Genomic DNA, 22,190 nt, shown 5'->3' with positions numbered 1-22,190 from the left:
CGAAGTCCCCCTCCCCCAGCATTACTCGAAAATTCTCACCAGACTGGTCGCTTCGTCCTACAGGCGTTTTTACGATCGGGGTCTACCTTGAAAACGGGGGACGAAAAGGATGGCTTCGATGCCTTGACCTATTCGATTATCAAGACAACACTATACGCAGGTGACGTACAGAACATGGATGCTCTTTTTATCGAATTACCTGCGTTTCAGAAACACCGCGATGACTATCTGGATGACGATCTGTTTCGCAGCTTTCAGTTGGAGCTGCTAAAAAACCCCGAAGCGGGCGATCTCATTGAAGGCACGGGCGGGCTGCGAAAAATCCGCTTTTTCGATCAACGTCGCGGTAAAGGCAAGCGTAGCGGGCTTAGGGTGATTTATTACTGGTGGTCAGGTTTCGATCAATTCTGGCTGTTCACCGTGTATAGCAAAAACGAGCAAGAAGACCTGTCGCCTGACCAGAAAAAACTTTTCAGACAAACGCTGGATAGAGAAATCAACACGAGAACCCACTATGAAACGTGACATTTTTTCCGAACTGATGGAAGGCCTCGAAGCCTTGGCTGACGAGCGCCAAGGCAAGGTCACGCTGCGGACCCACAAGGTCAAGCTGCCGGAACTGGTACCCATCACTGCCGAGGAAGTGGTAGCCATCCGTCAACAGCTCAATCTTTCCCGGTCGGTGTTCGCCATGTATCTACGCACCAACACCCGAACCCTCGAAAACTGGGAACAGGGACGGGCAACACCAAATGCCCAAGCCACGACACTGATCCGCTTGGTTGAACGCTTTCCGCAAACAATCGAACAACTCGCAGCGCTGACCTGAACGTGCAGGGTTGTCATTCCACCCACATGACGAAATTGTAATTCCCCCATCACCTTGGCGTTATCCGCAGCTTGCAACGATGTCACCCGGCGACCATGCCGGCGGGCCCTTGCCCGCCGAACAATAAAACCCTACGCCGAAGCACGTTCCCGTTCTGCCGAACCCAAGGAGTGATTGATGGTTAACAATACAAAAATGTCGATGGCCGCTTTAGCGGTGGTTGTCGGCTCCGGGCCGTCCATGGTGTTGGCGGAAGATAAAGCCGAGGGGTTTATCGAGGGCAGTAGCCTGACGGTGCTCAACCGCAACTTCTACTTCAATCGTGATCACCGCAACGGCCAGTCCAGTCCCACCGGCAACGGTTATTCCGAAACCTGGGCCCACGCGGTCATCAGCAAGTTCGAATCCGGTTTCACCCAAGGCACCGTCGGGGTTGGTGTCGATGCATTTGCGATGATCGGCTTGAAGCTCGACACCGGTGACGGTCGCAACGGTGGCCGTAGTTCGTTTGATGTGCTGCCGGTTAACAGTGACGGCGAGGCTCGGGACGAATACACCAAGGTCGGTGGCGCCGCCAAGGTGCGCGCCTTTGATACGGTGATCAAGGTTGGCGATGTGTTCCCCGCCAACCCGGTCGTGGCGGCGGGTGACTCCCGTTTGTTGCCGGAAAGCTTCCGTGGCGTCACGGCGACCAACACCAGCATCGAGGGTCTGTCGGTCCAGGGCGGTCGACTGCATGCGATGAGCCAACCGGTGTCCAGCGACATGCGCGAAAACTTCGCGACCTTCTATGCCGGCCCGGTCAATTCGCCGTGGATCGGTTATTTGGGCGGTGACTACTCGCTGAACAAGAACCTCAGTTTCAGCCTGTATTCCAGCCGTCTCAAGGATGCCTGGAATCAGTACTACGCTGGCACCGCGTGGACTTACCCACTGTCGGATGACCTGTCACTGTTTGGCGGCCTTAGCTATTACAAGGCTGTCGACGAAGGCAAAAAGTTGCTCGGCGAATTCGACAACAACATCTGGAGCGGCCGCGTCGGCGTGAAACTCGGTGCCCATTCCGTCGCCCTGTCGCACCAGCGCAACAACGGCAACGATGACTTCGATTACCTGCGCCAGTCCGATTCGATCTTCCTCGACAACTCCATCCAGTACAGCGACTTCAACTCGCCCAAGGAACGTTCGTGGATGGTGCGCTACGACCTCGACATGACGACCTATGGCGTTCCGGGGTTGTCGTTCATGACCCGTTACGCCCGGGGCACCGACGCCGACTATTCCAATGCCAATGCCGTGTACATGCGTCGCGATGCCGACGGCAACCCGCTGACTGACCAAAAGCGCTGGGAGCGCGACATCGAAGTCAAATACGTGGTGCAGAGCGGCTCGCTGAAAGACATGTCTCTGCGCCTGCGCCAAGCCACAACCCGCGCCACGGCATTTGAGTCGGATCTGGAAGAAGTGCGGGTAATTGTCGAGTATCCGCTGGCGATTCTCTGACTTCACGGTTAATGCAAATTCACCTTTAGAAGCTCCTTGCTCCTTTGGTAAGAGGTGAATTCTTTTGGCGTCCTTCGGGGCGCCTTTTTTATGCCCTAGGATTGCCAGCTGCAAGCTACCGTAGATCGCGACCTGACTCAGTACCCATGCTGCACTCTCGGCATAATCAACCCGCTATTGCGACAACATCGAGTGCTAGCGCAGCGGCAGCATCAGGGTAATAGGGGAAATGCCTGGGCACGGAATAAATCCCGCGTACTTAATGTAGAAATTTGACAGGCGGTCGTTAAGTGGGTGGACGATGATTGCGCTCGAGCCGATAGATTGGGATGCGTTGATGGCTCGCTCAATCGCATCCTGCAGCAAGTCGATGGCGAAACCCTCACCCTGAGCTTCGCGTGTTACTCCCATACGCCCTAGTAGCGTCACTGGATGGACGCTTGGTGAATTGCGTTGATGACTTTTCGGCATGACGTTGGCACGAGCGACTGAACCGCTCGACAGAGTGTAATAAGCCATCACGATCGACGTGGCTTTGCGGCAGCTGACATAAACAACCGCCTGTTTAGCGGCTTGCGCCTTTCGTGCCTTCTTTTGCAGGTATTGATCGATGGACACTTCACCCGAATCGAAGTCATCAAGCTCGTGATGATCGTTAAGTCTTTCGGGTGTGGTCAGCTCCACCGCTTTGGACGTGCGAGCAGTTGGTGCAGGCATTCGTTACCTCGGGCCGGGTTGGCTTCAATAGCCTGTTCGAATGCGTCAAATGCAACGTCGTCGAGAAGGAACAATCGTTTATCCAGAATCACTTCTTCAGCTTTTTGACACGCTGCTTCCAGGATAAAGCTTGTGCGATCACGACCGGACATGGCAGCTGCCAGATCGATCAGGTTACGTTTCTTTTCGTCCGCTCTCATGTTGATTGGAACGGGTTTGGATTTTTCAACGCTTTCAGCTGTGGTGGACATTGTTCTGTTTCCCATCTGGGTAGGTGATGTTGGAGCCGGAGCCTCCTTATGGCATTAGCACATCAGCATGTATTTGCTTTTCATTTTTTTGACTCCTTGAGTGGCCCGGAGAGACTTGGGCCATGCTGCTAAACGTGAGATCTAACGTTTTAGGTGTGAAGCCATGAAGGCGGCGTCGGAATCGATTCTATACCGACCGTATAGCTAATGCATATACGCGTGTAGCTTTCTGATATACGGTCGACGCTCATCTAAATGTGGCGAGAAACAAAACTCTCGCCACATTGCTCAACACCTAGGCAGTCACCTCAACGTTATCCAACGCCTGATTCACCGCCAGTTCGCCCAACATCACCACTTGTGCAATACCCAGCAAAGTCTTGCGGTGGGTGCCTTCCAGCAGCGCGGCGACGTCACCGAGCATGACCGTGGCCGAGGACAATGACTCGCTGGCATTAGCCAGCAGGGATTCGGTGTCGGCTTTGGGATTGGCGAAATACATCTGGTTGGGGGTGTAGGGCGTGGCCATGACGTGGGCGGTAGGGTTCAGGTAGTAATCGAGCGCACGCTCGGCAGCTTCGTCGAGTTTTTTGGAGTTGATGGTGGTGTCGGGGGACGTTGAGTCGGCGTCCGCAGCGGCTTCTGTTTCGGGAGGATTTGGTGTTGGTTTTTTCATGCTGTATCTCCGTCTAACGGTGGAGCTGACCCATTCGGTTTCCGAACGAAGGGGTGGCAGCTGTACGCAGGTTGGAAACCCGGGGAACGGAGAACCCGGTTGACCCGAAGGTCTCCCGCGCACAGCCGCCATAACGGAGTGCACACATTGGAAGTGCGCAAGGATACGTTATGAAAGGCGCTTGTGCGCTCAGTTCTACTCGGGGTTTCCAATCCCGGTCGCTGAATTGGCAGCGACGAACACAGGCTAGAGACCGGACGTCCGACGGACAACCTGAAAACATTGTGGGAAGCTTCTGCACTTGCGCCATATCCGTTAAACATCCCGAATTGAAATACACACGCGTAGGAGCTGCCGAAGGCTGCGATCTTTTGATTTTGCTTTTCAAGATCAAGATCAAAAGATCGCAGCCTTCGGCAGCTCCTACAGGGGATCCGACATCAGTTGCCCATTGGCAGAAAGGAAAGCAGTGTCAGCCGCCGCGTTTGCGGCAATCGCCTGCCACTGTGTATTTGATGGTGTTGAGTTGGCCCTGAGAATCTTCGTAGGTCATGGCGGTGGGTACTGCGGTGCAAGCATCTTGCGGCCGCACAACGCTCACCACTTTGACCACGTCCAGCTTCATTCCGTATGCGTAGTCTTTCACCACCGGCGCGGGTTTACCCTGGCTGGCAGCGTACTGCTCCATGGCTTTGGCGTTGGCACTGAACGCCCTCTCAAACGTCCTGTCACCGCCGCCTTCTGCCAGCGCATTCAACGACATCGCCATCACGCCGACGAACGCCATCCACTTAACAACTTTCATATCCAATACCTACAAATCCGGGCTCAAAAAAAAGCCCAGCATCGGCAATCGATGACGGGCTCGTTCAAGTGCGACACGTTTACAAGTCTTTGGTCTTGTCGTTTTTCTTTTCATTCACGACGACGGGATCACGTGCCTGTTCCTTGGCAACAAACAGCTCCACGGAGCGGTCATTGGCCGCCATCATTTTCTCGAAAGTTCTGTCGCCGCCGCCTTCAGCCATGACCAGAGAAGACATCACCAACGCCACTGCAAAGGCACTCAGTTGTGCAAATTTCATGTTTGATTCCTCGTTTAATTAACTAACGGGATCAAGGTAACAATCCGAACCTTTCGTGACGGTGGCGCGCAAATTACATATCCGTTATCTGGCACAAAAACCTGTGGGAGCGAGCCTGCTCGCGATAGCGGTGGGTCAGTCAACATTGATGTTGAATGGACTTGCGCCATCGCGAGCAGGCTCGCTCCCACAGGGAACAACTAGTTAGCGGACGTTGCGTCCTCATCACGCCAATGCGCCAACTGATACAGCACCGGCAATATCAGCAGCGTCAGAATGGTCGATGACAGAATCCCGCCAATCACCACCGTCGCCAGCGGACGTTGCACCTCGGCGCCAGTGCCCGTCGCCAACGCCATGGGAATGAAGCCCAGGGACGCCACCAGCGCCGTCATCAACACCGGTCGTAGCCGCGTCAGCGCGCCTTCATTGATCGCGTCGCCAAGGGAGCGCCCCTCCTCCCGCAGGTTGCGGATGAACGCAATCATCACCAGACCGTTGAGCACCGCCACCCCCGACAGCGCAATAAATCCGACACCCGCCGAAATCGACAACGGAATGTCCCGCAACCACAACGCCATGACGCCACCCGTCAACGCAAACGGAATCCCGGTGAACACCAGCAAACCGTCCTTAAGGTTGTTGAACATCATGAACAGCAGCCCAAACACCAACAGCAACGCGACCGGCACCACAATCTGCAAGCGTTTGGCCGCCGATTGCAACTGCTCGAACTGCCCGCCCCAACGGGTCCAGTAACCGGCTGGAACCTGAACATCGCGCTCGATCACCTCGCCCGCTTCTTTAACGAACGAACCGATGTCACGACCGCGAACGTTGGCGCTGACAATCACCAGGCGCTTGCCGTTTTCACGGCTGACCTGATTCGGGCCCAGCACCAGATCGAGGCTGGCGACTTCCTTGAGGGCGATGAAACCAATCTGATCGGCAGCCCCATTGAGCGGTGCCGGCACCGGAATCAGCAACACCGACAGACCTTCGATGTCCTTGCGCATGACATCGGACAAACGCACCACCATGTCGAAACGCCGGTCTCCTTCATACAGCGTCCCGGCTTTGCGCCCGCCGACCGCCACCGCAATGGTGTCTTGCACATCGCCGACGTTGAGCCCGTATCGCGCAGCCTTGTCGCGGTCGATGTTGATGGTCAGCACCGGCAGGCCGGTGGTTTGTTCGACTTTGACCTCGGACGCGCCATTGACCTTTTGCATGGCAGCGGCAATTTTCGCAGCCGTAGCGTTGAGCACGTCCATGTCATCGCCGAACACCTTGACCGCCACGTCGCTGCGCACGCCGGAGATCAGCTCGTTGAAGCGCAACTGGATCGGCTGGGACAATTCATAGTTGCTGCCCGGCAGCGTCGCAGCGGCTTGTTGCAGTTCGGCCATCAGGGTCTGGCGAGACTTGCCCGGGTCCGGCCACTGCTCTTTCGGCTTGAGCATCACGTAGCTGTCGGAGATGTTCGGCGGCATCGGGTCGGAGGCGATTTCGGCGGTGCCGGTGCGGGCGAACACGCGCTCGACTTCCGGCACTTTGCCCAGGATCAGGGTTTCCAGACGCTGCTGCATATCGACCGATTGCGTGAGGCTGGTGCCCGGCACGCGCAAGGCTTGCAGGGCAAAATCACCTTCGCTGAGGCTCGGCACAAACTCGCTGCCCATGCGGCTGGTCAGTACGCCGCTGAGCACAATCACGCCCAGCGCCGCGCCCACCGCCACGGCGCGATGAGACATCACCCAGGCCAGCGCCGGCGCATAGGCCCGCCGCGCGCCGCGCATGACCACCCCTTCCTCTTCTTTGACTTTGCCGGTGACGAACAGCGCGATGGCTGCCGGGACAAAGGTGACGGACAAGAGCATGGCGCCCAGCAGCGCGATCACGACGGTGAAAGCCATCGGGTGGAACATTTTCCCTTCGACACCGTTCAGGGCGAAGATCGGCAGGTACACGACCATGATGATCAACTGGCCAAAGATCAGCGGTCGGCGTGCCTCTTTGGCCGCTGCAAACACTTCGTGGAAACGCTCGGAGCGGCTCAGCAAACGCCCGTGATGGTGCTGCGCATGGGCCAGCCGCCGCAGGGTGTTTTCGACGATCACCACGGCGCCGTCGACGATGATCCCGAAGTCGAGGGCACCGAGGCTCATCAGGTTGGCGCTGACCTTGTTACTGAACATGCCGGTGAAGGTGAACAGCATCGACAACGGGATGACCATCGCGGTGATCAGCGCGGCGCGGATGTTGCCTAAGAACAGGAACAGAATCGCGATCACCAGAATCGCGCCTTCCACCAGGTTCTTTTTCACCGTGGCGATGGCTTTGTCCACCAGGTGCGTGCGGTCATACACCGGGACGGCGATCACGCCTTCAGGCAGCGAGCGATTGATCTGCTCAAGCTTGCTGGCCACTGCCTGAGAGACAGTGCGACTGTTTTCACCGATCAGCATGAACACGGTGCCGAGCACCACTTCGCGACCGTTTTCGGTAGCGGCACCGGTACGCAGTTCGCGGCCGATGTCCACGGTCGCGACGTTCTTGACCCGGATCGGCGTGCCGTCGACGTTGGCCATCACGATATTGGCGATGTCCTCGGTACTCGCCACCTGCCCGGGCGCACGAATCAGCAGCTGCTCGCCGTTGCGCTCCAGGTAACCGGCGCCGACGTTGGCGTTGTTGCGTTCCAGCGCCGTGACCAGATCGGTGAGGGTCAGTTTGTAAGCCGCCAGCCGTTTCGGGTCGGGGGCGATCTGGTATTCCTTGGCGAAACCGCCGATGGTGTTGATCTCGGCCACACCGGGGACGTTGCGCAATTGCGGCTTGATGATCCAGTCCTGAATCACCCGCAAATCGGTCGGTGTGTAGGCCGAGCCGTCGTCCTTGAGCGCCCCTTCCCTGGCTTCCACCGTCCACAGGAAAATCTCGCCAAGCCCCGTGGAAATCGGCCCCATCACCGCTTCGGTGCCTTCGGGCAATTGCTCCTTGGCAATCTGCAAGCGCTCGTTGACCAGTTGCCGGGCGAAGAACAGATCGGTGCCGTCCTTGAAGATCACCGTGACCTGCGACAGCCCCGAACGCGACAGCGAACGGGTCTGCTCCAGCGCCGGCAAACCGGCCATGGCGGTTTCAATCGGGAAGGTGATGCGTTGCTCGGTTTCCAGCGGCGAAAACCCGGCGGCACCGGTGTTGATTTGCACCTGGACGTTGGTGATGTCGGGCACGGCGTCGATCGGCAGTTTTTGATAACTGGCGATGCCGAGGCCGGCCATGAGCAAAACGGCGAGCAGCACAATGATGCGCTGCTCGATGGCAAACTGGATCAGGCGTTCGAACATGAGAACCTTCTCGTCGAGGGGGCGGATCAGTGGGAGTCTTCAGTGAGCGTCTTTAATGAGAGTGTTCAGCCGAGGCTTTACCCAGTTCCGATTTGAGAACGAAGCTGCCGGCCGCGGCGACTTGTACGCCGGGTTCCAGGCCCTGAGTGACTTCCACCTGACCGGCCGCGCGACTGCCCAGCTCCACCACTTGCGCCTTGAAGCCGTCGTCGGTGCGCACGAACACCGTGGGTTTGTCCTCGACGGTCTGGATGGCGGCTTCGGGCACGGCGACTTTGGCCTGGCGGCTGTCGGTCGCCACCAGCGCGGTGACGAACAGTCCGGGGCGCCACGAGCCTTGCGGGTTGTCCAGGGTGACGCGAACGGTGGCGGTGCGCGTCTGTTCACCGAGCAAACTGCCGACGTAGGCCACGGTGCCGGCGACTTCGGCATTCAATTCCGGGGCGCTGACGGTGACTGGTTTGCCCACCTGCACCTTGGTCAGATCCTTGGGCGAAACGCCGAAAGTCACCCAGACCCGGGACAGATCCGAGAGCGTGAAAGCACTCGTGGCTTCGTCGACCACTTCCCCCGGCGTCAGGTGTTTTTCCACCACCACGCCGTCGAACGGTGCGCGCAGCTCATAACGATTGCCGCCGCTGGCGACCATGCTGCCGCTGAGTACGCTGATTTTTTGCCGGGCATTGTTCAGGGCGATTTCGGCTTCTTCCAACGCCTGTCGGGCCTGGAGGAAATCCTGTTCGGCGGAAATCTTGTCCTGCCATAACTGCTTCTCGCGCTCATACGTGGTGCGCGCCAATGCCAGACGCCGTAGCGCGGCAGCCTGCTCGCTGCGCTGATCAGAAATCTGCTGACTGGCAATCACCGCCAGCAATTGGCCCTTCTTCACCGTCTGCCCGAGATTGACCGACACCGACTCGACCACCCCTGGCACTCGCGGCACGACGTGGGCGGTGTGGTCTTCGTCGAAACGCACTTCGCCGGGGAACGGCAGGCCGAGGCTGATGCTTTGCGACCGCGCTTCGGCCAGTTGAATGCCTGCCGAGGCGATTTGCTCGACGCTCAGTGTCAGGTGTCCCTCTTCGCCCTCACCTTCGGCGTGCTCACCGTCGGCTGCGGCGCCCTCTTCGGCATGATCGGCATGCTCCGCCGCTTCATCGGCGTGGACGTCAATGGGTGAGTTGCCCGTCCACGTCGAACCGATACCCATGCCCAGTGCCAACGTCGCCACCGCGACAACGATCAGTTTTTTATCCATGGAAACTCCTCTGCGTCAGGCCATCGCGCAGTGATCTAAAAGATGAAATTCAGGGGCTGACTGCAAACGCACCGAGATCGCCAAAAATGCGTTCGATGCGCACCCGCGCGTCCGTTGCTTCAGAAACGGCCTGGATGTACTGCGTGCGGGCGCTGATCAGGGTGCGCTGGGCGTCGAGCACGTCGAGGAAGCCGAACTTGCCCATTTCGAAACCGCGCGTGGCAGTGTCGACCGCACTCTGCGCGGCGGGCAGAATGGTCTGGTTGAACGCGTTGACTTCGCCGTTGGCGGTCTGCCATTGCTCAAGGGTGGTCTGGATGTCCGTGCGCAAACGCAGCTCGGTGGCGTTGCGCAGATCACGCGTCTGATCGGCGCGCCGCGCTGCCGCCAGCACGTTGCCCTGATTGCGGTTGAACAGCGGAATCGGCATCGACAACCCGACCACGTTCACCCCCTCGCGCTCCAGTTCGCTGTACTGGCTGCCGACACTCACGGTCAGATCGGGAATCCGCTGGGCCTTCTCCAGACCCAATGAGGCTTCGCGCTGATCGATCTGCAATTTGGCCAGTCGCAACTCGGCGGTCTCATTCAGACGCTCAAGCAACCGGGTCGCTGGCGGCACGCTGGACATGCCTTGCGCGGCCGTCTGCACATTGACCGACATCGGCAACGGGGCGCCCATGACCTGCGCCAGTTGCTGGTAGGCATTGGCCTGGTCGCGCTCGGCGCGGCTCAGTTCCAGACGCACTTGCGACAATTGCACCTGCGCCCGCGTGCCTTCGACCGGCGACGATTTGCCCGCCTCGATACGCCCCTGCGCCACCCGCAAACCGTGCTCGGCCAGTTGCAGCGACTGACGCGACAACTGCAACCGCTGCTGCGCGGTCTGTGCGCCGGAGAACGCTTGAATCACATCAGCGCGCAGAGCGTTGCGCTTGCGCTCCAGTTCGATCCCGGCCGCATCCTGCGCGCGGCTCGCGACGTCGATACGTGCGCCGCGTTTGCCGCCCAGCTCAATTGGCTGGCTGATCAGCACCGTTGTGGTTCGCGAATCGCGCCGGGTGTCTTCGGCCTCCCACGACAGTTCGGGGTTGGGGATCAAACCGGCTTGCTGCCGATCCCCTTGGGCAATGCCGATTTCCCACTGGGCGGCTGCCAAGTCAGGGTTGCCAGCAAACGCCGTTTGCAGGGCCTGATCCAGCGTCAGCGTCGAGCCGGACGAAACCGCCGCCAAACCGGGGCCGGCCAGCAACAAAAGGCAGCCGGCCGTGACCACCGCTCCTGTTTTTTTCAGGCGTGATCGCGCCGTCAGTTCTCTTAAACCGGGCAATTGGATACTTCCTTTCTAAATCAAGAAAATTCGATGCCGCCACGGTAGGGTTTTGAACTTATCGACAAGGTGACTGGAACATTACAAATTCGTTATCCACGGTCACGACAAGTTGTTTTGCTTTAGCATGAAAAGTGCAAAATCCGATATAGCAATACATAGAAACAAATGCCCTATCGTTATCCGTCGAACAGCACTTGTCTGAATTCAATTCCCATGAGGCAGATGAACTTTCCGCTTCATCCGGTGCGACATGCCGTCGCAGAGAACGAATTTAAAGGCTAAAAATCAAGCTCTTCAGTTGACTCTGTAGCCACTACAGACTTTATCGTGCACGCCTTCAGATAGAGATCTTTCTGTAGAAAAACAGAAAATCAAACAATTAGCTGTTACTGAAACACGTCCGGAAGCCCCTACAAAAACAACAACTTTCCCGGCCACCTTAATTAAATACCCATTGAATAAACAGGGTGACTGATCATGCGAATTCTTGTCGTCGAGGACGAGTTTAAAACTGCCGAATACTTACATCAGGGATTGACGGAAAGTGGTTATATCGTTGACCACGCGGCCACCGGCGCCGATGGACTGCACCTGGCCCGACAGCAGGTGTATGACCTGGTGATACTGGACGTCAATCTGCCGGAGCTGGACGGCTGGGGCGTGCTGGAACAACTGCGTCGCACCCACTCCACCCGGGTGATGATGCTGACTGCACGGGGTCGTTTGGCGGACAAGATCCGTGGCCTTGACCTGGGTGCCGACGATTATCTGGTCAAGCCGTTCGAGTTTCCGGAATTGCTGGCGCGGGTGCGCACCCTGATGCGTCGCAGCGAGAACACTCCGGTGCCGCAGGTGCTCAAAGTCGCCGATCTGGAACTCGATCCCGGACGCCATCGCGCGTTCCGTGGCGAACAGCGCATCGACCTGACCACCAAGGAGTTCGCCCTGCTGCACCTGCTGATGCGCCAGTCTGGCGAAGTGCTGACCCGCACCCAGATCATCTCGCTGGTGTGGGACATGAACTTCGATTGCGACACCAACGTGGTCGAAGTCTCGATCCGCCGTCTGCGGGCAAAAATCGACGACCCGTTCGACAATAAATTGATCCATACCCTGCGCGGTGTCGGCTATGTGCTGGAGGCACGGGAATGAAGCCTGCCAGCCTGTCGCTGCGGCTAGGTCTGACGGTCAGTATTCTCGGGGCGCTGCTGGTGGTGTTCTTGGCGATTCTCGCGTATTTCGCCCTGACCCATGAGCTGAACGCGTTATCCAGAGACAGTCTGCAAAGGAAAATGGAGCAGGTTGAACACAGCCTGTCGCTGTACACCGATACCGGCGAAATCAGTGCGAAACCGCATATCTTGCTCGATCAAGTCATGGGGCACGACAACCTCACCCTGACCATTTACGACCGGACCAACTGGCGCACGCCGCTGCTCAAATCCGGCTCAGGCATGGCCGATCCGCGCCAACAAATCAAAGCGGTCCGGTCGGTGACCGATCAGTTGGCCTACTCCGTCAGCACCGACGCTCAGGACGCAAAATTCCTCACCGCCTCCCGACTGATCCGCATCAAGGACGGCACCAGCGTCCCGGTGCTGCTATCGATGGACAATGCCCACGATCAGGCGCTGCTCAATGCTTATCTGCGCTCGACATTGATTGCGCTACCGTTGCTGCTGATCTTCATCGGTCTCAGTGCCTGGGCGGCGGTGCAGCGCGGTCTGGCGCCGATGCGCGAGTTTCGCAAGGTGGCGGCGATGGTTTCGACGCAAGACCTCGACCATCGGCTGTCGGTGGTGAACATGCCTCAGGAACTCAGTGAACTGGCACAAGGCATCAACTTCATGCTGCACCGCCTCGACAGCGGCGTGCAGCAGCTGTCGCAGTTCTCCGACGATCTGGCCCACGAACTGCGCACGCCGATCAACAACTTGATGGGCAAGGCGCAGGTGATACTGTCCCGGGAGCGCACGGCCGAGGAATACAAAAACGTGTTGGTGTCCTGCACTGAAGAGCTGGAGCGCGTCGCGCGAATTGTCTCGGACATGCTGTTTCTGGCCCAGGTCAGTCACCCGTCGGCGCTTACGCCTTTCGAGTCGATTGCACTGGAGGATGAAGCGCTGAAAGTCGCCGATCTGTTTTCCCTGTCGGCTCAGGATAAGCAGATCGATCTGATCGTGGTCGGTAGCGCTCGGGTGCTGGGCGACCGCTTGATGATTCAACGGGCGATCTCCAACCTGCTGTCCAACGCCCTGCGCCACTGCCCGGCCGGGCAAACGGTTTCACTGCTGATTGAACAAGGGGCGACACAGGTCTCGCTGCTGGTCAGCAACCCCGGCATGGGGATCGAAGCGCAGCATCTGCCGCACCTGTTCGACCGCTTTTACCGGGTCGACAGCAGCCGGTCCCGCTCGCAAGGCAGCACCGGACTGGGCCTGGCCATCGTGCGCTCGATCATGAGCCTGCATCAGGGGGTGGCTGAGGTGAAGAGCTTGCCGGGTACGATGACGGTGTTCAGGTTGGGGTTTCCTGCGGTTGAAGGGGTGGCGCGCTGAGGTGTCAGGCTTCAGATCTGCACCGTCAGGGCCGGCCTCTTCGCGGGCAAGCCCAGCTCCCACAGGTTTCACCGGTGTTCACAAACCTTGCGAACAACCGAGCCCCTTGTGGGAGCGTGGCTTGCCCGCGAAGGCGTCGGGTCAGTCGACATTGTTTTGAATGTCAGTCCGCCATCGCGAGCAGGCTCGCTCCCACAGGTTTCACTGGTGTTCACATATATTGCGAACAACCGAGCCCCTTGTGGGAGCGAGCCTGCTCGCGATTGGCGGCAAAAAAACACCAAAGAAAACGGCACCTCGCGGTGCCGTTCGCCTTTCACGGTTCAGCTTTTACTTACGCGCATCCGCCCACGATTTCAGCAGTTCGTTGTAGCTCACGGTTTCACCCTTGGGCTTCTCGTTGGCCAGTTTCGGCTTCGGTGCGCCCGGTTGGTCGAACCAGTATTGCGCGTCGCGCTCCGGGTTCATTTTCGGCGCGCAAGTGGCCTGGGCCTTGGAGCGTTCCAGACGGGTCATGATCGCGTCCTGATCCTTGGCCAGACCATCGAGCGCTTGTTGCGGGGTTTTCTCGCCGCTGGCGGCTTCAGCGATGTGGCTCCACCACAACTGCGCCAGACGCGGATAGTCCGGCACGTTGGTGCCGGTCGGTGTCCATTGCACCCGCGCCGGGCTGCGATAGAACTCGACCAGGCCACCCAGCTTCGGCGCCAGGTCGGTCATGGCTTGAGAGTTGATGTCCGACTCGCGGATCGGCGTCAGGCCGACGATGGTTTTCTTCAGCGACACGGTTTTCGAGGTCACGAACTGCGCGTACAGCCAGGCTGCGAGCTTCTGTTTCTCAGGTGTGGATTTCATGAAAGTCCAGGAACCCACGTCCTGATACCCCAGCTTCATCCCCTCTTCCCAGTACGGCCCTCTCGGCGACGGCGCCATGCGCCACTTCGGCGTACCGTCGGCGTTCACCACCGGCAGGCCCGGTTTGGTCATGTCGGCGGTGAACGCGGTGTACCAGAAAATTTGCTGGGCGATGTTGCCTTGGGACGGCACCGGGCCAGATTCGGAGAAGGTCATGCCCGCCGCTTCCGGTGGCGCGTACTTCTTCAGCCAGTCGACGTATTTGGTGGTGGCAAAAACCGCTGCCGGGCCGTTGGTATCGCCTCCGCGGGTCACGCTGGAGCCGACCGGATGGCAGTCTTCGACACGAATGCCCCACTCATCCACCGGCAAACCGTTGGGCAAGCCCTTGTCACCGCCGCCGGCCATGGAGAACCAGGCATCGGTAAAGCGCCAGCCCAGAGACGGGTCTTTCTTGCCGTAGTCCATGTGCCCGTAGACCCGCTTGCCGTCGATTTCCTTGACGTCTTCGCTGAAGAATTTGGCGATGTCTTCATAGGCAGACCAGTTCACCGGCACGCCCAGTTCATAGCCATACTTTTCCTTGAACTTGGCTTTCAGCTCCGGGCGCTCGAACCAGTCGGCGCGGAACCAGTAGAGGTTGGCGAACTGTTGATCAGGCAATTGATAGAGCTTGCCATCGGGCGCGGTGGTGAAGGAGGTGCCGATGAAGTCCTTGATGTCGAGGGTTGGCGAGGTGAAGTTTTTACCTTCATTGGCCATCAGGTCGGTAATGGCTTCGGTCTTGCCGTAACGGAAATGCGTACCGATCAGGTCCGAGTCGTTGACCCAGCCGTCATAGATGCTCTTGTCCGACTGCATCACGGTCTGCAGTTTTTCCACCACATCGCCTTCTTGCAGCAGGTCGTGGGTGACTTTGATCCCGGTGATCTCGGTGAAGGCCTTGGCCAGCACCTTGGACTCGTATTCATGGGTGGTCAGGGTTTCCGAGACAACCTTGATGTCCATCCCGCGAAACGGCTCGGCCGCCTTGATGAACCATTTCAATTCCGCGAGTTGCTGATCGGCCGTCAAGGTGGACGGTTTGAATTCGCCGCCGATCCACTTTTTCGCAGCGTCTTCGTAGGCATCAGCCCAGGCCGATGCGCTCAAACCGCTGAGTGCCAGCATGGCTGCCAATGAAATGCTATGTCGCAGCTTATTGTTTTTGTCGAACATAGAGACCTCCTGTTTGATTTTCGGAGCAACATTGCCGAGCGATTCGACTAGCCCCAACGCATCACAGCCAACAGCCACACCAGGGACAACGCGAACGCTACCCAGATGCTCCAGTCGGTGACGCCGATTACCAGCAAATGCAGGTAGGCGCTGCCGAGAAGACCGATAAACAGCCGATCGCCACGGGTGGTGGCAATCGGCAGAAAACCACGCCGAGGAACACTCGGCGAACGCAACTCCCAGGTCGTCATACCCGCGAGGATCAAGGCAATGACGCTGAAGAACGCCGCCGTGGGGCCAGTCCAACTCATCCATTCCATCATCAGTTCCTCATACCCGGCCCAGGGCAAAGCCCTTGGCCACGTGGTTGCGAACGAACCAGATCACCAGCATGCCCGGCAGGATGGTCAATACCCCCGCAGCCGCCAGCACGCCCCAGTCGATGCCGGACGCCGAGACCGTGCGGGTCATCACCGCGGCGATGGGTTTGGCGTTCACCGAAGTCAGGGTTCGCGCCAGCAACAGTTCGACCCAGGAAAACATGAAGCAGAAAAACGCCGTGACACCGATCCCGGAGCCGATCAAGGGGACAAAAATCTTCACGAAGAACTTGGGAAAGCTGTAGCCATCGATGTAGGCGGTTTCGTCGATTTCCTTCGGCACCCCGGACATGAAACCTTCGAGAATCCACACCGCCAACGGAACGTTGAACAGGCAATGAGCCAATGCCACCGCGATGTGCGTGTCGAACAGCCCGATCGAGGAGTACAGCTGGAAGAACGGCAGCAGGAACACCGCCGGCGGTGCCATGCGGTTGGTCAGCAACCAGAAGAACAGGTGCTTGTCGCCGAGAAAGCGGTAACGCGAAAACGCATAGGCCGCCGGCAACGCCACGGTCAGGGAAATGATCGTGTTCATGCTGACGTAGTACGCCGAGTTGAGGTAACCGGTGTACCAGCTCGGGTCGGTGAAGATCACCTTGTAGTTGGCGAAGGTGAAATCCTGGGGAAACAGTGTCAGGCCGCCGAGGATTTCGGTGTTGCTCTTGAAGGACATGTTCAACAGCCAGTAGATCGGCACCAGCAGGAACAGGATGTAGACCAGCAGTGGAATAAGCTTTCTCTTGCTCATGGCGGGCCTCACCGATTGGCGTCAGAGTGAGTCATGGCGGTGTAGAACAGCCACGACACCAACAGGATGATCAGGAAGTACACCAGCGAGAAAGCCGCCGCCGGGCCAAGGTCGAATTGCCCTACGGCCATTTGGGTCAAGGTCTGACTCAAGAAAGTCGTGGCATTGCCCGGACCGCCACCGGTCAGCACGAACGGCTCGGTGTAGATCATGAAACTGTCCATGAACCGCAGCATCACGGCGATCAGCAACACGCTCTTGAGCTTGGGCAACTGGATGTGTCGGAACACCGCCCAGGCCGACGCCCGATCGATCCGTGCGGCCTGGTAGTACACGTCCGGAATCGCCCGCAGCCCGGAGAAACACAACAGCGCCACCAGCGAGGTCCAGTGCCAGACATCCATCACCAACACCGTGACCCAGGCGTCCATGGTGTTGGATGCATAGTTATAGTTCAGGCCCATGGCCTTGAGGCTGGCGCCGAGCAGACCAATGTCCGCGCGGCCGAAGATCTGCCAGATGGTGCCGACCACGTTCCACGGGATCAGCAGCGGAATCGCCAGAACGATCAACACCAGCGACGACCATCGGCCCTTGATCGGCATGGTCAGGGCGATGGCGATGCCCAGCGGGATTTCGATCAGCAACACGCAGCCGGAGTAGATGAACTGGCGCAGCAATGAGTCATGCAACCGTGGATCGAGTAGCACCTGCTTGTACCAATCGGCGCCGACGAAGTAGCGGCTGGACTGGTCGAAGATGTCCTGTACCGAATAGTTGACCACGGTCATCATCGGGATCACCGCACTGAATGCCACCAGCAGGAACACCGGCAGCACCAGCCACCAGGCCTTGTTGTTCTGCACCTTGTTCATGGCAGCACCTCCAGCAAGTAATCATCGGCATAGACCATCAGCCACTGGGCCGGAAAACTGATGTACGCCGTGCCTTCGGGCACCGGTTTGTCTTCGGCCAAGCGTACTTTCAGCGGCGCGCCATCAAGGTTAAGTGTCATGATTTTGTAGGTGCCCAGGTCTTCGACGTGTACGACCTGGGCCTGCATCGCGTCATCAAAGGCCTCTTCCCACACATGGACGAACTCCGGACGGATGCCAACCTTCAGAGATTTCCATTCGGTGTCGGCGATTCGTTTCTGCATCGCATCGGACAACGGCAAGTGGGTCCCGGCGAAACCGACACCGCCGGCTTGCGGCTGGACCTCGATAAGGTTCATCCCCGGGCTGCCGATGAAGTAGCCGACAAAGGTGTGGCTCGGCCGCTCGAACAATTCCCGTGGTGTACCGAACTGCACGATTTGCCCGCCATACATCACCGCGATCTTGTCAGCGAAGGTCGAAGCTTCGAGCTGATCGTGGGTGACGTAGACCATGGTGATGTTGAACTGCTCGTGGATCTGCTTGAGCTTGCGTCGCAGCTTCCATTTCAGATGCGGGTCGATCACCGTCAGCGGTTCATCGAAGAGGATCGCCGACACGTCATCGCGCACCAGCCCACGGCCCATGGAGACTTTCTGTTTTTCATCGGCGGTGAGGTTGCGCGCCTTCTTGTGCAACAACGCCTGAAGGTCGAGGACTTCGGCGATTTCATGCACCTTGCTGAAGATTTTCGCTTCCGCCATGCCCTGATTGCGCAACGGGAAGGCCAGGTTATCGAACACCGTCATGGTGTCGTAGACCACCGGAAACTGGAAAACCTGGGCGATATTGCGCTTTTCCGGGGTCAGTTCGTTGACCACTTTGCTGTCGAACAGCACTTGGCCCTGGGACGGGCTGAGCAACCCGGAAATGATGTTGAGCAAGGTCGACTTGCCGCACCCCGAGGGGCCGAGCAGCGCATAAGCGCCGCCCTGCTCCCAGACGTGGTCCATTTCGCGAATCGCGTAATCCTCAGGGCCGGTCGGCGTAGGGGTATAGCTGTGGGCAAGGCTCTGCAAACGGATTTCGGCCATCAGGCAACCCTCGCAATGCGGCGACCGGGCGCCTGAACCAGCCGCCCCTGCATATCGAACACAAACAGTTTATGGGTCGGGATATAGATGCGAATCGGCGCGTCGACGTCGTACTCATGAACACCCGGCAAATGCAGCACCAGCAGGAAATACTCGTTGCGCACGTGCAGGAAGGTTTCCGAGCCGCTGATCTCGGCCACCTCGACGGTCACCGCCAGTTCCAGATCGTCATCGTTGCTCGGCACCAGCGAGATATGGCTGGGGCGCACGCCAAAACGGAACTCGCCCTCGCCCACCGGACGTAGATCGACGTTCAACGGGAAGTGCACGAAATTGGCGAAGCTCACTTCATTGCCGGCGATGCGCCCCGGCATCAGGTTGATCGGCGGCTCGGAGAACAGCTCCGCCGCCAGCACGGTTTGCGGCTGGTGATAGACCTCGGAGGACTTGCCGCTCTGAATCACCCGACCTTCGTGAAGAATCGTGGTGGTGCCACCCAGCGCCAGGGCTTCGTTGGGTTCAGTGGTGGCGTAAATCGCGATGGTGTTGCGGGCCTTGAACAGCTCGCGCATTTCCTGACGCAACTCTTCGCGCAGCTTGTAGTCGAGGTTGACCAGCGGCTCGTCGAACAGAATCAGCTCAGCGTCCTTGACCAGCGCCCGGGCCATCGCCGTGCGTTGTTGCTGGCCGCCGGAGAGTTCCAAAGGATGGCGCTGGAGGAACTTCTCGATGCGCAGCATCTTCGCGGTTTCCAGCACTTTGCTCTGGATCAGTTCATTGGCAACGCCGCCCTGACGCAGCGGCGAGGCGATGTTCTCGAACACCGTCATGGTCGGGTAATTGATGAACTGCTGATACACCATCGACACGTTGCGCAAACGCACTGGGCGTTGGGTAACGTCGACACCGTTCATCAGGATGCGGCCGCTGTCAGGCTTGTCCAGACCTGCCATCAGGCGCATGAGGCTGGTTTTGCCGGACAGCGTGCGACCCAACAAAACGTTGAAGGATCCGGGTTCGAAATTAAGGCACGCATCGTCGATCCAGGTCTGGCCCTCGATGGTGCGGCTGACGTGCTCCAGGATTAGTGACATGGCTCGGCCTTTTTATTATTTGGAGTCAAGCGACCGAAGCTATAGAGCGACTTTCGTGCCAGAAACTGCAAGCCTTTGATGCAGCTCGAAAATCTTAAAAACAGTGGTAAAACCGCTTTCGTTGCTGAACAGAAATGAACAACCGTGACTGAACAATTGAACAATCCACCGGTTGACAATGAACAATAGTGAACAACACTCTGTGGGAGCGGGCTTGCTCGCGAATGCGGGCTGTCAGACACATTATTGGTGTTTGACAGTCCGCATTCGCGAGCAAGCCCGCTCCCACATGGAATCTCATAACAACAATAAAAATGCTGTTTCAGAGGCTGAATGCCATGGCCGCACCTGCCCTGCCGCTCTCCCACGACACCCTCATCCAGGACTCCTGGTCCCGTTGCCGCGCGTTCGGGCTCAATCATCAGAGCGCGCCGGCGTTCGATCAGCTGCCGGCCGATGGCATCGCCCAGTTACTGGAAAGCCAGCACTCACTGGTGCAGACCACTCATCAGGAAGTCCTGCCGTATTACGAGAACATCCTCAGCAACTCCAACTGCCTGATCATGCTCGCCGACAATCAGGGCCAGGTCCTGACGTCGTGGGGCACCCAGCGGTTTATCGAGCCGAGCCTGACCCGTGGTTTCAGCGCGGGCGCCAGCTGGATGGAACATTGCAGCGGTACCAATGCGATCGGCACCGCACTGGCCTGCGAACAGGCAGTGCACATTGAGCACGATGAACATTTTCTCAAGGCCAACCGCTTCATGACCGGTTCCGCCGCGCCGATTTTCGATGCCGAGCGCAAGGTGATCGCGGTACTGGACGTATCCAGTGACAGCTATCTGCCGCCCTCCCACACCTTGGGCATGGTCAAGATGATGAGCCAGACCGTGGAAAACCGGCTGATCCTCAACCTGTTCCACGGCCAGCATTTCCAGCTGACCTTCAACACCGGGCTGAACAACCTCGACAGCCAATGGGCCGGGTTGCTGATCTTCGACGAGACCGGTCAGGTGCTGTCGGCCAACCGTCGGGCCGACAATCTGTTGGGCATCAGCCTGTCGCGGGTGAGTGTCGAGAGTCTGTTCAAGGTGTCACTGCTGGAATTGATCAATCAACCCGATGGATTGCCGTTCGCCTTGCAGACATCCGGGCGTAATCGTTTTCAGTGTTTGTTGAAGCGACCGAAGCAGGCATCGATTCAGCCCAGGGTGTTTGCTGAGCCCAAAAGTACCGAGCCGAACGTCGCCGCATCGAACGCGATTAGCCTCAACACCCTGCACTTCGGCGACAGCCGCGTAGAAAAGGCCGTGCGTCAGGCCGAACGCTTGCTGGAGAAAGACATCCCCCTGCTGATCCACGGTGAAACCGGGGTCGGCAAGGAAGTCTTCGTCAAAGCCCTGCACCAGGCCAGTTCGCGCAGCAAACAGCCGTTCATTGCCGTCAATTGTGCAGCGATCCCCGCCGAATTGGTAGAATCCGAGCTGTTTGGCTACGAGAAAGGCGCGTTCACCGGCGCCAACCAGAAAGGCAGCATCGGGCTGATCCGCAAGGCCGACAAGGGCACGCTGTTCCTCGATGAAATCGGCGACATGCCGCTGCCGACCCAGGCCCGGTTGCTGCGGGTATTACAGGAGCGCTGCGTGCAACCGGTGGGCAGCAGCGAGTTGTTCCCGGTGGACATTCGGATCATTTCAGCGACCAACCGCTCGTTGCGCGAGCAGGTTCAGCTGGGGCGGTTTCGTGAAGATCTTTATTACCGCATCGGTGGCTTGACCCTGGAGCTGCCGCCACTCAGGGAGCGCAGCGACAAGCAGGCGCTGTTCAAGCGCTTGTGGGAACAGCATCGTGAACCATCGCAGTGGGCTGGGTTGAGCCCCGAAGTGATGGAGCTGTTCAGTCGTCATCCATGGCCGGGGAATTTACGTCAGGTGAGCAGTGTGATGCAGGTGGCACTGGCCATGGCCGAGGAACAACCCGTGCGGCCGGAGCATTTACCGGATGATTTTTTTGTCGATCTGGAGATGGAGCCGGTGGATTCGCCAGAGCCGATAACCGTCGACCTCAATGATGCCGAGGAATTGAATCGGCAGTTGCAGGCGGCGGGAGGCAATATTTCCCATTTGGCGCGCAGGCTCGGGGTTAGTCGCAACACCCTTTACAAGCGATTGCGCCAGTCAGGCGACTGATCGTTCCCACGCTCCGCGTGGGAATGCCTCAACGGACGCTCCGCGTTCGGCTCTGGAAGGGACGCGGAGCGTCCCAGGCTGCATTCCCACGCAGAGCATGGGAACGATCAGTGGGGCAAACAAAAACCCGCACAAGGCGGGTTTTCGTTTTTGTGAAAGGCGTAGCGAACG

At 58.5% G+C, this 22,190-nt stretch carries 20 protein-coding genes; 6 read left to right on the top strand and 14 right to left on the bottom strand.

What is annotated here, in order from left to right; all coding sequences use genetic code 11:
- Positions 1 to 174 precede the first annotated feature (174 nt).
- The 3 genes from QMK51_RS10400 (at position 175) to QMK51_RS10390 (ending at position 2,332) form a co-directional block, all read left to right on the top strand.
- Positions 175 to 525, top strand: coding sequence for a type II toxin-antitoxin system RelE/ParE family toxin (locus QMK51_RS10400; RefSeq protein WP_223490197.1), 351 nt, complete (start codon positions 175 to 177; stop codon positions 523 to 525).
- On the top strand, positions 515 to 829 hold the full coding sequence (locus QMK51_RS10395; protein WP_223489915.1) for a helix-turn-helix domain-containing protein: 315 nt from the start codon (positions 515 to 517) through the stop codon (positions 827 to 829). Before QMK51_RS10400 ends, QMK51_RS10395 begins: the two co-directional genes overlap by 11 nt.
- Before the next feature lie 177 nt (positions 830 to 1,006).
- Positions 1,007 to 2,332, top strand: a complete 1,326-nt coding sequence (locus QMK51_RS10390; protein WP_320393972.1) for an OprD family porin — start codon at positions 1,007 to 1,009, stop codon at positions 2,330 to 2,332.
- 195 nt (positions 2,333 to 2,527) lie between these two features.
- On the opposite strand, the gene QMK51_RS10385 is transcribed toward QMK51_RS10390, so the two are convergent.
- The 8 genes from QMK51_RS10385 to QMK51_RS10350 all read right to left on the bottom strand — a co-directional run bounded on the left by QMK51_RS10385 (position 2,528) and on the right by QMK51_RS10350 (position 11,002).
- Positions 2,528 to 3,049, bottom strand: coding sequence for a hypothetical protein (locus tag QMK51_RS10385; RefSeq protein ID WP_320393971.1), 522 nt, complete (start codon positions 3,047 to 3,049; stop codon positions 2,528 to 2,530).
- On the bottom strand, positions 3,007 to 3,300 hold the full coding sequence (locus tag QMK51_RS10380; protein WP_223489909.1) for a DUF1778 domain-containing protein: 294 nt from the start codon (positions 3,298 to 3,300) through the stop codon (positions 3,007 to 3,009). The genes QMK51_RS10385 and QMK51_RS10380 overlap by 43 nt, the downstream gene beginning before the upstream one ends.
- Before the next feature lie 295 nt (positions 3,301 to 3,595).
- A complete protein-coding gene (locus QMK51_RS10375; protein ID WP_320393970.1) occupies positions 3,596 to 3,976 on the bottom strand; it encodes a DUF6124 family protein in 381 nt (126 codons plus the stop codon).
- A gap of 472 nt (positions 3,977 to 4,448) precedes the next feature.
- Complete coding sequence (locus QMK51_RS10370; protein ID WP_320393969.1) at positions 4,449 to 4,781, bottom strand: DUF2790 domain-containing protein; 333 nt, start codon at positions 4,779 to 4,781, stop codon at positions 4,449 to 4,451.
- Positions 4,782 to 4,860: 79 nt separating this feature from the next.
- Positions 4,861 to 5,061: a co-regulatory protein PtrA N-terminal domain-containing protein gene (locus QMK51_RS10365; RefSeq protein ID WP_320393968.1), complete on the bottom strand. Its 201-nt coding sequence runs from the start codon at positions 5,059 to 5,061 to the stop codon at positions 4,861 to 4,863.
- A gap of 200 nt (positions 5,062 to 5,261) precedes the next feature.
- Positions 5,262 to 8,414, bottom strand: a complete 3,153-nt coding sequence (locus QMK51_RS10360; RefSeq protein WP_320393967.1) for a CusA/CzcA family heavy metal efflux RND transporter — start codon at positions 8,412 to 8,414, stop codon at positions 5,262 to 5,264.
- Between the two features lie 52 nt (positions 8,415 to 8,466).
- Entirely contained in the window at positions 8,467 to 9,672 is a 1,206-nt protein-coding gene (locus QMK51_RS10355) for an efflux RND transporter periplasmic adaptor subunit (protein WP_320393966.1), read from the bottom strand.
- A 49-nt stretch (positions 9,673 to 9,721) separates the two neighbouring features.
- A complete protein-coding gene (locus QMK51_RS10350) occupies positions 9,722 to 11,002 on the bottom strand; it encodes a TolC family protein (protein WP_320393965.1) in 1,281 nt (426 codons plus the stop codon).
- Between the two features lie 480 nt (positions 11,003 to 11,482).
- Here QMK51_RS10350 and QMK51_RS10345 point away from each other — a divergent pair, with 480 nt between their 5' ends.
- Complete coding sequence (locus QMK51_RS10345) at positions 11,483 to 12,157, top strand: heavy metal response regulator transcription factor (RefSeq protein ID WP_320393964.1); 675 nt, start codon at positions 11,483 to 11,485, stop codon at positions 12,155 to 12,157.
- Positions 12,154 to 13,563, top strand: a complete 1,410-nt coding sequence (locus QMK51_RS10340) for a heavy metal sensor histidine kinase (RefSeq protein WP_320393963.1) — start codon at positions 12,154 to 12,156, stop codon at positions 13,561 to 13,563. Before QMK51_RS10345 ends, QMK51_RS10340 begins: the two co-directional genes overlap by 4 nt.
- Positions 13,564 to 13,893: 330 nt before the next feature.
- Here QMK51_RS10340 and QMK51_RS10335 read toward each other — a convergent pair whose 3' ends face one another.
- The 6 genes from QMK51_RS10335 to QMK51_RS10310 are packed head-to-tail and all read right to left on the bottom strand — an operon-like array spanning position 13,894 to position 19,830.
- On the bottom strand, positions 13,894 to 15,636 hold the full coding sequence (locus tag QMK51_RS10335) for an extracellular solute-binding protein (RefSeq protein WP_007940906.1): 1,743 nt from the start codon (positions 15,634 to 15,636) through the stop codon (positions 13,894 to 13,896).
- Between the two features lie 47 nt (positions 15,637 to 15,683).
- Entirely contained in the window at positions 15,684 to 15,956 is a 273-nt protein-coding gene (locus QMK51_RS10330; RefSeq protein ID WP_052967033.1) for a DUF2160 domain-containing protein, read from the bottom strand.
- A gap of 10 nt (positions 15,957 to 15,966) precedes the next feature.
- Positions 15,967 to 16,767, bottom strand: a complete 801-nt coding sequence (locus tag QMK51_RS10325; RefSeq protein ID WP_018925489.1) for a carbohydrate ABC transporter permease — start codon at positions 16,765 to 16,767, stop codon at positions 15,967 to 15,969.
- Positions 16,768 to 16,775: 8 nt separating this feature from the next.
- On the bottom strand, positions 16,776 to 17,642 hold the full coding sequence (locus tag QMK51_RS10320; protein ID WP_320393962.1) for a sugar ABC transporter permease: 867 nt from the start codon (positions 17,640 to 17,642) through the stop codon (positions 16,776 to 16,778).
- Complete coding sequence (locus QMK51_RS10315) at positions 17,639 to 18,736, bottom strand: ABC transporter ATP-binding protein (protein ID WP_320393961.1); 1,098 nt, start codon at positions 18,734 to 18,736, stop codon at positions 17,639 to 17,641. Before QMK51_RS10315 ends, QMK51_RS10320 begins: the two co-directional genes overlap by 4 nt.
- Positions 18,736 to 19,830, bottom strand: a complete 1,095-nt coding sequence (locus tag QMK51_RS10310; RefSeq protein WP_018925486.1) for an ABC transporter ATP-binding protein — start codon at positions 19,828 to 19,830, stop codon at positions 18,736 to 18,738. The genes QMK51_RS10315 and QMK51_RS10310 overlap by 1 nt, the downstream gene beginning before the upstream one ends.
- 338 nt (positions 19,831 to 20,168) lie before the next feature.
- On the opposite strand from QMK51_RS10310, the gene QMK51_RS10305 reads away from it, so the two are divergent.
- Positions 20,169 to 22,019: a sigma-54-dependent Fis family transcriptional regulator gene (locus tag QMK51_RS10305; protein WP_320393960.1), complete on the top strand. Its 1,851-nt coding sequence runs from the start codon at positions 20,169 to 20,171 to the stop codon at positions 22,017 to 22,019.
- The last annotated feature ends 171 nt before the right edge of the window (positions 22,020 to 22,190 follow it).

This window comes from Pseudomonas sp. P9_31 (assembly GCF_034008235.1).
Lineage (GTDB): Bacteria > Pseudomonadota > Gammaproteobacteria > Pseudomonadales > Pseudomonadaceae > Aquipseudomonas.
This window is presented reverse-complemented; position numbering and strand designations above follow the sequence as displayed.